Origin of the sequence: Bifidobacterium asteroides (genome assembly GCF_030758775.1) — a bacterium.
GTDB classification, from domain to species: Bacteria; Actinomycetota; Actinomycetes; order Actinomycetales; family Bifidobacteriaceae; genus Bombiscardovia; species Bombiscardovia kimbladii.
Genome location: NZ_CP132384.1, coordinates 1,971,543 through 1,985,866, shown reverse-complemented (window position 1 = coordinate 1,985,866; position 14,324 = coordinate 1,971,543). Strand labels below are relative to the sequence as shown.

The window sequence follows — 14,324 nt, the reverse complement described above, 5'->3', positions numbered from 1 at the left end:
GCTAGTAGACGTTCCTCCGCCTTGAATGCGGTACCTATTTCTTGTTTTTGTCTCCCGAGCGGGGAATGCCCAGAAGTTTGCGCGTCTCGGCAGCCAGCTTTTTCGGCGTCTTGCGCACTCCGCTCTCTTCGGCATCCTTGATGATGGTCTTTACGTCCAGATCGGGGTTGCGGTCCTGTGTGGCCACCAGGTCGCGTGCCTCCTGCCGGTTGAGCACGGTGGGCAGAGTGCCAGGCATGGGGCGCCGCGCGGTCTCTGCAAGGAAGAGCACGGTGATCAGACCGCAGGTCGAAGTGAACATGATCCAGTAGGCGGGTGCCAGGGACTTGCCAGTCGCGGTCACCAGTCCTTCCATGATGACAGGTGCGGTTCCGCCAAAGACGGCTACGGCCAGGTTGTAAGACAGTCCCATGCCGCCGTAACGGGAGGCAGTGGGGAAGAGGGCCGGCAGGGTGGAGGCCAGGTTGGCCACGAAGAAGATGACCGGGATGGCCAGCAGAACCAGTCCGCCGAAGACGGCACCTGTGGTCTCATGCTCCAACAGTCGGAAGGCCGGCAGGGCCAGGCACAGTCCGGTGAAGGCCCCCATGAACAGCACCTTCTTGCGGCCGAAGCGGTCTGAAAGGGCTCCGGTAATGGGGATGCAGCAGGCCACCATGAGCAGGACCGGCAGGGAGAGCAGGTTGGCCTGGGCCGTGTTGTAGTGCAGGGTGCCCGACAGGTAGGTGGGCATGTAGGCGGTCAGCGTGTAGCTCAGGGTGTTGGCCGCGGCCACCAGGATGAAGGCCATGAGCAGCTCCCGCCAATAGCCCCGGATCAGGTCCAACAGGCTCTTGTGTTGGCTCTTGGTCTTCTCGTCGCTGGCATCCTGGGCCTGGCGGAAGGCGGGGGTATCCTGGACCTTGGCCCGGAAGTAGACCGCGATAGCGGCCAACGGGAGAGCGATGATGAAGGGGATGCGCCAGCCCCAGGCCAGCATGGCTTCCGGGGAAATGGAGAACTCTAGCAAGGAGACCAAGGCTGCTCCGAAGGCGTAGCCGAAGTAGGATCCCACGTCCAACAGGGATGCGAAGAATCCGCGATGCCGGTCCGGCGAGTACTCGGTGACCATGGTGGAGGCGCCTGCGTACTCGCCGCCCGTGGAGAAGCCCTGGATCAGCTTGAGCAGGATGAGCAGGATGGGCGCCAGGGGACCGACGGCCGCATAGCTGGGTAGAAGGCCGATCAGCAGGGTGGCTGCGGACATGCTCAGCAGGGTGAAGGCCAGAATGCGCTGGCGGCCGACCTTGTCGCCCAGCTGGCCCAGGACCACGCCGCCCAAGGGGCGGGCGATGAAGGTGACAGCGAAAACACCCAGGGAGAAGAGCCGTTGCACGGCATCGGATGCGTCAGACAGGAAGACGCGGCCGATGGTGACTGCTAGGTAGCCGTAGACCCCCACGTCGTACCATTCCATGAAGTTGCCGACCACGGTGCCGGCGATGGCCCGCTTAAGGGTGGACCTGTCCACCACGTTGATGTCGGTCAGATGCAGGCGTTCGCTCCAGCCCCGGTGAGGTCTGGGATTCTGTTTGCGGGCCTTGCGCTTGGCTGCGGCCTGCTGCTTCTTGATCTGCTTGGCTGTCTGCCTGCCGCGTCGTTCCTGCTCATGTTGGCCGCTATCTGCAGCCACGATTTTATCGTCCTCTGCCATTGTTCCTTCTCCGGCCCCTAGGCCGTTGTTCGTCTTTTCCGCCTTTGTGATTTCCCTGTCTGCCTCTTCCTTTAGCGGTTTTCACAAAAATGCCATAAATATACAGCTTACCACGTCCCCTGTTGTGAGCTGTGAAAGGCCAAGCTTCGCCCTCACAGCTCACTTGGGAGGATTCGATTCAGACCTTGAGAAATTCGGGACCCCGGTAGTCGTTATCTGGGAAGTGGAAGAAGGCCTATCAGTCTCTTCTCACAGCTTGTCCAGGAAGGGCTTGGCTCGAGGATTGCCGCCCTTGTGCTAGCAGAGGATGCTGTAGGCGGTCCGAAGGAGCCCTTGGGTACGCCTGAGAGCTGCGTGACGATAGGCTCCGATCGAGAATGACTGATGAAAAAGCGGGCCCGCCGGTTGAGGGGGAGGTGCGTCGCAACGCGGTCCCTCAGAACGGGCGGGCTCTATTGATAGAAGAGCTGTCCTGTCAGGCCTTCAGGAAGTTTGGATCAGCAAAGGCGGGGTTCGGATAAGTGTAGAAGCCTTGTCCGGAGTCCTTGCCGGTCTTGCCCTCGTCCATCATCTTCTGGATCTTATCCATGAAGGGCTTGAAGTCGGGGTTGTCGCCCTGCTGTTCCTTGGTGATGTTGAAGGCGGTCCGCAGCCCCACAACGTCAAAGATGGCAAAGGGTCCCATGGGGGCGCCCGTGCCGATCATCCAGGTCTTGTCCACGGTCTCCGGGTCTGCGATGTCGTGGCCCCAGAGGTGGGCGGCGGCGTTGAGCAGGGGGATGAGAAGGGTGTTCAGGACATATCCTGGCTGCTCCTTCTTCAGGACGATGGGAACCATGCCGATTTCCTTGGCATAGTCCACGATCTCGTTGAAGACCTTGGGGTCAGTCTGCTCGGATCCCATGATCTCTGCGGTGTTGTTCAGCCAGACTTGGTTGGCGAAGTGCATGTTCAGGAACTTGTCCGGCCTGCCCGTGTCAGGTGCGAAGGTGCTGGGCACGTAGGTGGAGGAGTTGCTGGTGAAGATGGTGTCCTCGGGTGCCAGTTTGGCCAAGCTCTGGTAGAAGTCGTGCTTGATGGAAGGCTTCTCGGGGACAGCTTCGATGACCAAGTCGGCATTCTTGACAGCCTCGGCCATGTCGGCGGTAAAGGACATGTTATTCAGTCCGGCATCGAACTGTTCATCAGTGGCGTTGATGTCGTGCTTGTAAGAATCGCGCAGGTTCTTGACACGCTCCTCTGCGGCCGCCACAGCCTGGTCGTTGATGTCGTAGATCGTCACTTTCTTGCCTTTGAAGGCTGATTGATAGGCGATTTGGCTACCAAGCACCCCACCGCCGGCAACCGTGACATTATGAATGTTCGTCATAAAAACCTCTTTCATTCGTGGTATCCATCCTTGGATACGCCTTTCCATAGTAGAGCCAGGTCTTGGACGGGGCCTGGCTCACAGATTCGGCAGACAGACGATCAGGCCTTGAGGAAGTCCTCATCCTTGTAACGCGGGTTCGGATAGTCATAGAATCCGTGGCCTGCGTCACTGCCGGTCTTCCCCTCGTCGAGCATCTTCCTGACCTTCTCCAGGAAGGGCTTGAAGTCGGGGTCGTCGCCTTTCTGCTCTTCGATGATGTTGTAAATGGTCCGCAGGCCGACCGCGTCATAGGCGCCGAAGGGGCCAACGGGCGAGCCAGTGCCGATCATCCAGGTCTTATCGATGGTTTCAGGGTCTGCTATGTCGTTGCCCCAGAGATAGCCGGCATCCTCCAGGAAGGGGACCAGCAGGCTGTTGAGGATGTACCCGGGCTGCTCCTTGTGGAGCGGGATGGGGACCATGCCGATTTCCTTGGCGTAGTCCACGATCTCGTTGAAGATGTCGGGGTCGGTCTGGTCGGAGCCCATAATCTCGGCGGTGTTCATGCGCCACACGTGATTGGCGAAGTGAAGGCAGAGGAACTTAGCTGGACGACCGGTGTCTGCGGCATAGGTGCTGGGCACGTAGGTGGAGGAGTTGCTGGCGAAGATGGTCTTCTCAGGGGCTACCTTGGCCAGGCTCTGATAGAAGTTATGCTTGATGGAGGGTTTCTCGGGGACGGCTTCGATAACCAGGTCGGCGTTCTTGACGGCTTCGGCCAGGTCTGCGCTGTAGCTCAGGTTGTTCAAGCCTGCATCGAACTGCTCGTCGGTGGCGTTGATGTCCCGCTTGTAGAGGTCACGACGGTTCTTGATCCGCTGCTCCGCCGCTGCAATGGCCTCATCATTGATGTCGTAGACTATGACTTTCTTGCCCTTGAAGGCTGATTGGAAGGCGATCTGGCTGCCCAGCACTCCACCGCCGGCCACCGTGACATTCTCAATGTTCGTCATGAGAAACTTCTTTCATTATCAGGCGCCCCGCATTGGACGCAATGCTCATTCTAGTGGAGGAATACGGGTCGCATTGAAAGGGGTTTTGTGTCGAAAGTGGCTGGTTTCTAGGGAAATTCAGGTGACTTCAGTTCCTTGCAAGCTGCAGATAAATGTGTCTCATTACTCACATGGGATTGCCCGTATGGAGCTCTGCGCTCGCTGTATACAGGATTCGCACGTCAGGCTATGTCTTCTTGCAGCCTGATCGGATGGCGTTCAGAGAATCTGGCAGAACTCGATGGTCTCCTGGTTGGGGCCGATGACGTTGAAGTAGCGGATTCCGTGCTGCCAGAAGGTGGGAATGGACTGGATGGAGTCCTCTCTGATGGTCAATCCCATCTCCAGGGCATGCTTGTAGGCGGCATCGATGTCTGGCGTATCCAGCGCCCAATGGTTGATGGCTCCGGTGCGCATGGGCGCAGGCTCGCCCTCCCAGGTTTCGATGGTCAGATGGCCCAGTCGCAGAAAGGCGCAGCGGTTCTCTCCGTTGGGGTAGATGCCGACCAGCTCGAACCCGAGTTTGTTCGTGTAGAAGTCGATGGTCTCGTCCAGATCGCGGGCGATCATGCCCGAGTGCTGGAAGTCAGTGGTGAAAGCCGACATGTTTTGCATAGTGATGACTCCTCCTTGAGGGTTAAGGTACTTGATAGCATGTTAGGGCTGTTTCAGCAGTTCTTGTCAATTCGGGAATGTGACCAATGCCTTGGTCGTTTCACCAATCTTGCCTTCCATGAGTTCAGGAACTTGTTCCAGTTTCAGTTCGTGACTAATCAGGTCACTTATATTCAACCGCCCGGATTCTAGGAGACTGATGGCATCCATGCAGGAGAGGGGATTGATGAAGGACCCTTTTATGGTCAGTTCTTTTTGGTAAATATCATAGGTGTTCATGGTGAAGTGGGCATCGGGGGCGCCCACCCCGAACATGAGGACCTGGGCACCACGTCTGCACGCTTGGATGGCCTGCGCCTGTGTGGCTGGAAGGCCAACGGCCTCCACGACCAGATCATAGGCCTCGACAGGCAGAGTCTCGCAGTCAGTCTTGTAGGTGGCGTGGATGTTGCTCAAACGTCTGCCCAAGGCCAGTTTCTCAGCACTGATGCCGGCTAGATCCACCTGGACCAGACCATAGCATTGAAGAATCTGGGCGAAGAGCTGTCCCATGAAGCCGTCCCCGATGACCAGTGCCTTCTGATTGGGTCGCAATGCCATGAGATTTACGCCGTGGACCGCACAGGAGATTGGTTCCATCATGGATGCTTCTCGCAGCCCGATTCCATTGGGTACTTTGTAGACTACTTCAGCAGGGGCCGAGAAGTATTCCGCCATCCCCCCGTTCCGGGTCACACCGATAGCTGACAAGTGACTGCAAAGCCCGGGTTTCCCGCTTCGGCAGTAGTTGCACTGGTGGCAGTAGATGTTGGGATCCACGGCCACATTATCCCCAACCGCTAGACCGGTCACCTGGCTTCCGACGTACGCGATCCGGCCTGAATTCTCGTGGCCTAGTATGATGGGCGGATCAGCTTTAGCTGAACCAGGAAGACCCAGATACAGATCACGGTCGGTGCCGCAAATACCCGCATAAGCAGTGCGGATTAGGACTTCTGCGCTGCCAATGTGGGGCGTGGGCACGTCCTCCAGGTCCAGTTCTTGTGGGTTTTTTAGAACAAGTGCTTTCATGACTCATCCCCAGGTTCCTGTGCTCCGGGTTGTGCGTTGTCGGCAGCTTCCTTGAAATCGGGTAGCTCTATCTGGATTTTGACATCCTCCTGGTGCCCCTGGGCTGCCCTGTCGAAGGCCTCCTGGGCCTGATTCATTCTGTAGGTTCGGGAGATGAAGGGCTTCAAGTTGATTTTTCCTGCTGAAACCAGATCAATGGACTTCTGATAAACATTGGCATACCTAAAGACGTTCTCTATACGGGTCTCCCTGGCCTGGACCTCGGTAATATCCATAGGGACGATTCCTTCGGCTGGGATGCCGACGATAACGGTAGTGTTGCCCGGCGCTCCCAGTTTCCAGAGCTCCTGATAGGCATTGAGGTTTCCAGATGCCTCGAAGACACGGTCTGCTCCCCATCCATCTGTCTCAGCCATGACCCGGTCCAGAAGGCTGTCTTGGTTGATGTCCACAGGAATGACTCCAGGGATTTGGGCAGCTAGGTTCAATTTAACGCGGGATGAGTCGGACACTAGGACGCGTGCGCATCCCCCGGCCATAGCCGAAGCCGCCGTCATCAGTCCAATGGTTCCTGCTCCAATCACGGCTCCGGTGTCGCCTGGTTTTATCCTGGCCTTGGTAGCGGACCACATTCCTACTGAAAGGGGCTCTAAGAGGGCTCCTTCCGCGTAGGACATATTCTCTGGCAACTTGTAGGTGAAGGCTGCTGGATGAACAATTTTTTCGCAGAGGCAGCCATCAACGGGGGGAGTTGCAAAGAAACGGACAGAAGGGTCAATATTGTATAGTCCCAGCTTGGAGGCTTTGGAATTCATATCAGGGATTCCGGGTTCCATCGCCACCTTATCGCCGACCTTGAATCCTTCGACCCCGGGTCCGACTTCAAGAACAGTCCCTGAGGCCTCATGTCCGATGATCATCGGTTTTTGCACCACGTACTTGCCCACTCTACCGTGTAAGTAGTAGTGCAAGTCCGAGCCGCATATGCCAACGGTATGAGGTGCTATGAGCAATTCGCCAGATCCGGGTGCGGGTGGATCGGGGACATCCCGTACCTTGATGATGCCTTGTTTCTCTAAAACGACCGCTTTCATTTGCTGCTCCTTTAACCGGGCTAAAAAGGGGGTTGGATTTATATCGTCATTGACAACTTGCTTCCATACTATGCGTCACTGATGGGATGAATATATTGCCCTATAACCAATAGTGGTATTATTTTGACTTCTAATCTGATCTGCGGGGGAAGGACAGCACGAATAGGCTTTCGATAGCTTTGTTGCACTTGATAGTGTCAGATTGCAGCGGAGGTTTACATATACATGAGAGACAGCGCAGTTGATCGCGGGGCCCTTGAGGTTGTGGTGCCACGAGGAGATGAATCAATCCGTTGGCTGGAGCACGGCTACCCGTCCGCTCTGGCCCGGTGGCATTATCACCCGGAGATAGAGATCCATTTGATCAGAGAAAGTAGAGGCTACATGATGGCTGGTGACGGCATGGTCTCTTTTTCTCCAGGGCAGGTCTCGCTTTTGGGAAGCAATGTGCCACACAATTGGATTTCTGATCTGACTGCAGGCACAGTCATCTCGCATAGGGATGTGGCTTGTCAGGTTCATCCCAACCGTATCCAGGCCCTTGCGCGGATCTTTCCTGAGGCTGGCCAGATTTCGGCTCTCCTGCAGCGGGGACATCAGGCGATCGTACTTTCCGGTCAATCCGCCGTCCGGGTCGCCACGATACTGACGGATATGGGAAATCACCGTGAACTTGACCGGCTGATTGACCTCTTGGAGATATTCAGAGTCTTCGTGCAAGCTCCGAGTAACGAATGGTTCACCATGGTCACTCCGGGCTATGAGCCTGATGCTTCAGTAGATGCGGCTAACCGGATCAATCAGGTCCTGGCCTATGTCAATTCACATATTGCGGGCCAGATCAGCCTGAACGGGGCCGCAGAGGTTGTTTCTATGAGTCCATCGGCCTTCTCCAGGTTCTTTAAGAAGGCTGCAGGAATCAACTTTTCCGACATGGTCCGTAGGCTGCGCATCTCCCGAGCGTCCCGTCTCCTGGTCACGACCGACTTGCCCATTGCCAGTATTCGAGCTCGAAGCGGATTTGGCAATGTTGCCAATTTCAACCGTCGATTCAAACAGGAAATGGGAACGACGCCAAGAGCCTACCGGCAATCCCATCGGTACTGAGCTAACCAGCTTCCGATTATGCGTGCATAGTTCTGCATTGTCAGATATTCACCAGGAGCCTGCAGAATCGTAATTTTGCTTATAGCGGGGAAGGGGCCGCTTGGGCAAGCTCTTTTCAGCCGATTTTCATCGGCCCGCATGCTGAGGATCTGACCAACCAATGATACTTATTTGTCAAATATTCATGCTGTCTTGCCTTTTTAGGCGTCTCGAGGAATAGGTAGGCACTGCGAATGAGCCATATTATGAAAGTCCTTTCAACGCCGTATCGGAATCCGAGCCGCTCTGCTTACGCCAACGAAGTTCATCTGCCTTCATTCGCCATGTTGAACATAGGGCATCAGCGATCAGGAAGGTTCATGTCATTACCGGATAAGCAGGCTTAATTGTTGAGTTTGCGGTAAGCGTCACGCATGCCACCGTCCATGGCATCGTCAAAGACGGCTGATTTCGTCGCTGACATCGGCATCTATTGAAATGAACAGATTGCGTCCGAATGATGGATATCGGTTGGGCGTTCGCATCCTGGTGCTCTAGCATCGTGGCCATGGAGAAAACGACATCACTGAAGCCTTGGTTGCCCAAGGGTGCCTTCTTCTATGTCGATGCCCGATGGCGTTGATGTTTTAGCCGGTTCTTCTTCTGATTCCTATATTTACCTCGGTGTTTGAGGTTGCTCTTTTATTATCTGCGGACATGTTGCCATAGGAAATCCGTATCCTTGGCCTGCTCAATCGGCACCGGGTGGGGTTTCACTGCCGTTTCCAAACCGCAGTATCTGAACTAGGAAGTGCCCTAATGACTATCAACGTAACTATCGAATCACGCCGATTCTCCAGCGACCTCGATGCCCTGGCCATCTATCACCGGCTGCGCACCAGATACCAGGAGGATCAGCTCTTCCTCCTGGAGTCCCTGAGCGGCCCCGATCCAGACCGGAACCGCTCGGTGATTGGCTTCGAGCCGGTGCTGACCGTAAGCGTGACAGGCCACGTCATGACCATCGACCCTTTGGGCAATCCTCAGCTGACAGGAATCCTGAGGCCCTTTGACCGGATTGAGCAGGGAGTGGTCCATCTTCCGGTCTCCGGCATCCAGGAAGTCTTTGCATTGCTGAGGCGGCTGGAATCCTCCTTCGCCATCAGCGGCGACCACGAAGGCCCCTTCGGAATGGGCTGGTTCGGCTACTTCGGGTATGACACCATCTTCATGATCGAGGATCTGGAGGAGCGCATACCAAGGGACGCGGCCTTGCCGGTCATCTCGTTGACTCTTTATCGGGGAATCATCACCTTGGATCTGAAGGCTGGCGGCTACTGCGCCACTTTGATTCATGCCGAAGAGGGTTCGGCCGAATGCGGCATTCCAGAGGGCGGGGAAAATCTGCGAGAGCGCGGATCTTCTACACGGTCTGGTGCACAGATCCAGAGTGCGGCAATTGAAAGCGGCGGGCACGGTCATGGATTCGCGTCGTTGGAGGAGGTGGTGGAGCTGCTCAAATCCGACGCATTGCCGGAGCAATCTTCTGAATCGCATGCTGACCAGGGTGGCATACAGGATGGCATAGGGCCGGACTATCCATATAAGGCCCACGACACGATCGACCGGGGTCGTTTCTATCGGTGGTTTGCCAAGGGCAAGGAGCACATAGCTCAGGGGGATGTGTACCAGCTCCAGCTCGGGCATGAGATTCAGGTGGACTCCAGGATTCCGCCCTTCCAGGTCTACCAACGGCTGCGTCGGCAGGACCCGTCCCCCTATATGTACTATTTTGTGACTCCCCAAGGGGTACATGTCATCGGCGCCAGCCCCGAGCTCTTCATCGGGCTGACCCCTGATGGTGACATAACCCTGAGGCCCATCGCCGGAACTGTCGGCAATCCCGGAGATGATGAGGCCCGCCAGGCGGCCATCAGGCAGCTGACCGGCGACCCCAAGGAACGGGCCGAGCATCTGATGCTGGTGGATTTGGGGCGCAACGACGTAGCGAGGTGCTGCACACCCGAATCCTTGGAGGTGGACCGGCTGATGACCACCGAGGTTTACTCCCACGTCATTCATATGGTCTCGGACGTGGTCGGTCGAATCCGGCCTGGCCTGGACAAGTACGACGTCTTCTCGTCCGCCTTCCCCGCCGGTACCATGACAGGAACCCCCAAGGTGCGCGCGGTGGAGATCATCGAGGAGACCGAGGTCAGTTCGCGCGGGGTATATGCCGGGGCGGTGGGCTTTCTCGGATTTGACGGTCAGGTCCTGACGGCGCTGTGCATAAGGACGGCCTCCTACCATTCGGGCAGGTACCACCTACGCGCCTCGGCCGGAATCGTCGAGGATTCTCAGCCGGAAAGCGAATGGCAGGAAACCATGAAGAAGATGAGTTCGGCCTATCTGGCTATCACCGGAAAGGAGCTGGCCCATGAGAGTCTTGCTGGTTGATGCCTTCGACAGTTTCGTCTATGTGGTCAAGAACTACGTGGACCTGTTGGGCGCCGATACGACCATTGTCCGGGTGAACCACCTTGCCGAGGTGGATCCACTCACCTTCGATGCGGTCATCCTGGGCCCTGGACCGGGCCATCCGGAGGACTGCGGATACCTGGAGCTCCTTGACCGGGTTGCGGGACGGAAGCCGGTATTCGGCATCTGCCTGGGCATGCAGGCCATCGCAGTACATGCCGGAGCCCAGGTGGTCAGGGCCTCCAGCCGCCAGCACGGTAAGGTGAGCCGGATAAGAAACGACGGGAGGGGCTGCTTCACAGGGTTACCCGACACCTTTGAGGTGACCAGGTACCATTCCCTGGTTGCCGATGAGACCTCGGTCGGGCAGGTCGCCGATCTGGAGATCAGTGCGCGCTCGCTTCTGGACGGGTATGTGATGGGCCTGAGACGTGGTCGATCGCTCATGGAGGGTGTCCAATTCCACCCCGAGAGCATCGGCAGCCAGTATGGTCACCAATTGATCGCCAACTTCTTCCGGGAGTACTCCGGCTGATTTGATGGGGACTGTCTCATCAGGACCGGATCGGGTTGTTTTCTCCCGCAATCCGCTATTCAGCAAGCAAGGCCAGTGATCTCTCTGCGTAAGTCCATCAAGATGCTGCGGCGGATTCGATTTGGTAGCTCATGACCTGACGCTCATACGATCAGGGGAACTTGTGCGACCGCTCTCTAAACTCACAGGTCAGGGAGGACAAAGGTGGGTAGCTACCCGAGTGTAAGGTTCGGCGGTTAGGACATCTCGCTGCGGCCCTGGCGCCAATAACCCATGAAAGATACGTTGCGGCGGTCCATTCCCCGGTCTCTGACTAGCATGCGTCTCAGCTCGCGGACGGTGGCCGCCTCTCCGGCGATCCAGGCGTACAGGTCGTCGGCATGAATAGAGGCATCGGCTTGGGCGGCATCGGCAGTCTCCCAGAGCAGCTCTTTGTCGATATCGACCTCTGTGAATTCCTGGGAGGATTCAGCGGCTGCGGCCGTAGGCGAATGGATCGGTAGGTCCTCCAGCAGGCTGCGCATGGCTTCAGTCAGGGCTTGCCCATGCCCGGATTCGTCGCAGGTCGTCCAAATTATGCGGATTCCTTCATGCTCGGGCAGTGGAAGACGATCCTCTTCGGTTGGGACTTCGATCACTGCCATCCCCTCTCCCTGCCAGTGGTCGCGGATCAGGCTGTCCATTATGGCGGCGATGGCTGGTACTGCTGTCTCGTCGCCTACTAGGAGGAGATGTCTGGATTGGCCTGGGTGAAAGTCCATCCCCGCGACCGGTCCTTCGGCCTGTGCATTAGGGCCGATGATGATGGCCTGGTCGCCAGGTTTGGCAGCCTCTGCGAAAGCTCCAGCCGGGCCGGCATGATCGTGGATGACGAAGTCCACATCGATTTGCTCGCTCCCCGGCCTGACCTTGCGAACCGTATAGGTGCGCAGGGGATTGCGGCGCTCTGCGGGCAGGGCTCTCCACTTTTGGTACCAGGCAAGCGGATCTTCGGGGGACGCTTCGAAGAATGAAGGGGCCGGAAGTGAACCGTCTGGGAGGGGCAAGAGGATTTTGATTCGTTCATCGTACCCAGCATCTGCAAAATTCTGTAAATCTGGTCCCTGAAAGACGATTCGTTTGAAATGGGGAGAGAGCGTCTCTGCTCTGGCTACGGTGACTCGGAAGGGGATCAAGGGTACAGGACGACTGGCTTGGTGTTCCATGGCTGGCTCTCTTTCGGTTGGGGTTTATGGGTTGACCTGGACGTCAAGTTGTCTGAGGATGGGACTCCGTTCAGGTTGTCACGGCTCGTGAGTCGGTGGTTTTGAGGCTTTCTGGTTGGGACGTTGGTGGTAGTGATGTGGAGAGCAGGACGAAGGGGTTTACGTCAAAGGTTTTACATCATTGGGTTGTTTGGTGTCGTCCTGTCGAGTCATCTCAGTGTACGTGTACATTACAAGCCGCGCCAGAGTAGGCTTCGAGACTATGGAGAGGCGCCGGGGTCATCAACGGAGCGCCGGTGGACTTATCAGTCACCACGGTGGACGCGATATCGAACACCTCCGTGACCAGGTTCTCGGTCATGACCTCGTCGGGAGCGCCCAAGGCGACCCTCCTGCCATCCTTGATCGCTAGGATCCAGTCCGAGTATCTGGCGGCCATGTTCAGGTCGTGGAGAACCATGACCACCGTGACGCCCTCCTGCCTGTTCAGGGTGCTCAGCAGGTCAAGCACCTCAAGCTGGTAGGCGATGTCCAGGTAAGTGGTCGGCTCGTCAAGAAGGAGTATGTCGGTCTGCTGGGCGAGGGTCAGGGCAATCCAGGCGCGCTGGCGCTGGCCTCCGGACAGGCGGTCGATTGGACACCCCGCCATATCGGTCAGTCCGGTCAGGGCAAGGGCCCGTTCCACCGCCTTTTCGTCCTTGGCCGTCCACCGCTCGACGAAGTGGTGGTGGGGGTATCGGCCGCGAGCGACCAGGTCGGCGATGGTGATGCCGGCGGGTGCTGACGGGTTCTGTGGCAGCAGCCCCAGAATCGTTGCAACCTTGCGGGTGGGGATGCTGGTGATGGGCTCTCCATCCAGCATGACGGCCCCCGAGACCGGTTTCAGTATCCTGGCCATAGCCTTGAGGAAGGTTGATTTTCCGCACCCGTTGGGTCCGATGATGGACCCCATCGTGTGTGGGTGTATATCCAGACTCAGGTCCTCGATGACCGTACGCCCGCCATAGGTGAGGCGAAGGTGCGAGGCGGTCAGCTTATGCGCGCTGCTCCAGGAGTTCTGTGCCGGGGGTGACGTCATGATGTTCAGAGCTCCTGTCTGCGGGTCATAAGGACCATGATCAGGATGAGGACGGGGCCGCCCACAATGCTGGTGATGATGCCGACCGGCATCTGGGTTGTGGGCAGATGTTGGGCGACGATGTCCGACCCCAGAACCAGGCAACCTCCCACCAGGCCCGACTGGATAAGGGCCGATGTTCCCCGACCAACCAGGACTGCGGCGATGGGGCCGGAGAGGAACGAAATAAAGGAGATGGGACCGGTGGTCGCCGTTGCGACAGCCAGGAGCAGCACACCCACGATAATCACCTCGAACTGGACACGGCTTACCCTGACTCCCAGTCCGGCGGCCATCTCCGGTCCCAGCTGCAGTGTGCTGACATTCCTGTCGAGTGCCAGCAGGAGCATGGCGCCGACGAGGGTTGTTGTTGCCAGTATGGGTAGATCGGACCACTGGGCATCGGCCAGGCTGCCCGTCAACCACCGGGTTGCTGCCTGGATGTCCCATTGGTTGCTGCGAACCATCAGCCAGGAACCCAGAGCATTGAACCCTGCGGCCACTCCGATTCCGATCAGTATCAGCCGGGTCGGGTCGAACGAACCGCGCCAGGCCAGGGCCATGACCAGGAGGGCTGTCAGGAGACCACCCATGACCGCCAGGCAGGCCAAGGGCATGCCCGACAGGCCCAATACGACAATGCCGAAGATGGCGGCCGTGTTGGCCCCTGCCGTGATGCCGATGATATCCGGGCTGGCCATCATGTTGCGCAGGAGGTGTTGGAAACCAATTCCGGCCATGCCAAACGCGATGCCGGCGATACAGCCGATCAATGTCCGGGGCATGCGCAGCTGGAGAATCACGAACCTGGTTCCTTCATCTGACCGTCCCCAGACCGCTCCAACCAGGTCGCTCATGGAGTAGACCCGGTGTCCTAAGGTCAGATCGGCCAATGCGAGAGCGACCAGAAGTATCACAAGCATGATGGTGACCGTTAGCGAACGAATAGCATGGGCCCGTCGTATCCGTTGCAGGTCGGTCATCGCATCGTGCCTCTGTGAATCATGCAGGAGACAAGCATCCATGC

12 protein-coding genes and 1 pseudogene are annotated in these 14,324 nt (G+C 57.5%); 3 read left to right on the top strand and 10 right to left on the bottom strand.

All coding sequences use genetic code 11. The features are described from left to right. Positions 1-34: 34 nt before the first annotated feature. From RAM15_RS08165 to RAM15_RS08135, 7 genes and pseudogenes are all read right to left on the bottom strand, one after another. On the bottom strand, positions 35-1,693 hold the full coding sequence (locus RAM15_RS08165) for an MFS transporter (RefSeq protein WP_306221494.1): 1,659 nt from the start codon (positions 1,691-1,693) through the stop codon (positions 35-37). A 475-nt stretch (positions 1,694-2,168) separates the two neighbouring features. Then, a complete protein-coding gene (locus RAM15_RS08160) occupies positions 2,169-3,062 on the bottom strand; it encodes a 3-hydroxyacyl-CoA dehydrogenase (RefSeq protein ID WP_029678322.1) in 894 nt (297 codons plus the stop codon). A 101-nt stretch (positions 3,063-3,163) separates the two neighbouring features. Then, the gene (locus tag RAM15_RS08155; RefSeq protein WP_306221493.1) at positions 3,164-4,057 is read right to left on the bottom strand and encodes a 3-hydroxyacyl-CoA dehydrogenase; all 894 of its coding nucleotides are present in this window, start codon (positions 4,055-4,057) and stop codon (positions 3,164-3,166) included. Positions 4,058-4,315: 258 nt separating this feature from the next. Next, positions 4,316-4,702, bottom strand: a complete 387-nt coding sequence (locus tag RAM15_RS08150) for a VOC family protein (RefSeq protein ID WP_372338685.1) — start codon at positions 4,700-4,702, stop codon at positions 4,316-4,318. Positions 4,703-4,777: 75 nt separating this feature from the next. Continuing rightward, on the bottom strand, positions 4,778-5,353 hold the full coding sequence (locus tag RAM15_RS08145) for a zinc-binding dehydrogenase (protein WP_306222275.1): 576 nt from the start codon (positions 5,351-5,353) through the stop codon (positions 4,778-4,780). A gap of 39 nt (positions 5,354-5,392) precedes the next feature. Next, positions 5,393-5,782 (bottom strand): annotated as a pseudogene (locus RAM15_RS08140) (alcohol dehydrogenase catalytic domain-containing protein); the annotation flags it as partial. Further along, on the bottom strand, positions 5,779-6,876 hold the full coding sequence (locus RAM15_RS08135) for an NAD(P)-dependent alcohol dehydrogenase (RefSeq protein WP_306221491.1): 1,098 nt from the start codon (positions 6,874-6,876) through the stop codon (positions 5,779-5,781). The gene RAM15_RS08135 and the pseudogene RAM15_RS08140, both read right to left, overlap by 4 nt. Before the next feature lie 225 nt (positions 6,877-7,101). Here RAM15_RS08135 and RAM15_RS08130 point away from each other — a divergent pair, with 225 nt between their 5' ends. The 3 genes from RAM15_RS08130 (at position 7,102) to RAM15_RS08120 (ending at position 10,975) form a co-directional block, all read left to right on the top strand. Then, entirely contained in the window at positions 7,102-7,983 is an 882-nt protein-coding gene (locus RAM15_RS08130) for an AraC family transcriptional regulator (RefSeq protein ID WP_306221490.1), read from the top strand. A gap of 798 nt (positions 7,984-8,781) precedes the next feature. Then, positions 8,782-10,419 (top strand): anthranilate synthase component I family protein, encoded by a 1,638-nt coding sequence (locus tag RAM15_RS08125; RefSeq protein ID WP_306221489.1) that lies wholly within the window; start codon positions 8,782-8,784, stop codon positions 10,417-10,419. Continuing rightward, a complete protein-coding gene (locus tag RAM15_RS08120; protein ID WP_306221488.1) occupies positions 10,400-10,975 on the top strand; it encodes an anthranilate synthase component II in 576 nt (191 codons plus the stop codon). Before RAM15_RS08125 ends, RAM15_RS08120 begins: the two co-directional genes overlap by 20 nt. A 236-nt stretch (positions 10,976-11,211) precedes the next feature. Here RAM15_RS08120 and RAM15_RS08115 read toward each other — a convergent pair whose 3' ends face one another. The 3 genes from RAM15_RS08115 to RAM15_RS08105 all read right to left on the bottom strand — a co-directional run bounded on the left by RAM15_RS08115 (position 11,212) and on the right by RAM15_RS08105 (position 14,322). After that, complete coding sequence (locus RAM15_RS08115) at positions 11,212-12,180, bottom strand: siderophore-interacting protein (protein ID WP_306221487.1); 969 nt, start codon at positions 12,178-12,180, stop codon at positions 11,212-11,214. Positions 12,181-12,394: 214 nt separating this feature from the next. Next, positions 12,395-13,258 carry an ABC transporter ATP-binding protein gene (locus tag RAM15_RS08110; RefSeq protein ID WP_306221486.1) on the bottom strand — a complete coding sequence of 288 codons (864 nt, stop codon included), beginning with the start codon at positions 13,256-13,258 and terminating at the stop codon, positions 12,395-12,397. Between the two features lie 5 nt (positions 13,259-13,263). Continuing rightward, the gene (locus RAM15_RS08105; protein WP_306221485.1) at positions 13,264-14,322 is read right to left on the bottom strand and encodes a FecCD family ABC transporter permease; all 1,059 of its coding nucleotides are present in this window, start codon (positions 14,320-14,322) and stop codon (positions 13,264-13,266) included. Positions 14,323-14,324 lie beyond the last annotated feature (2 nt).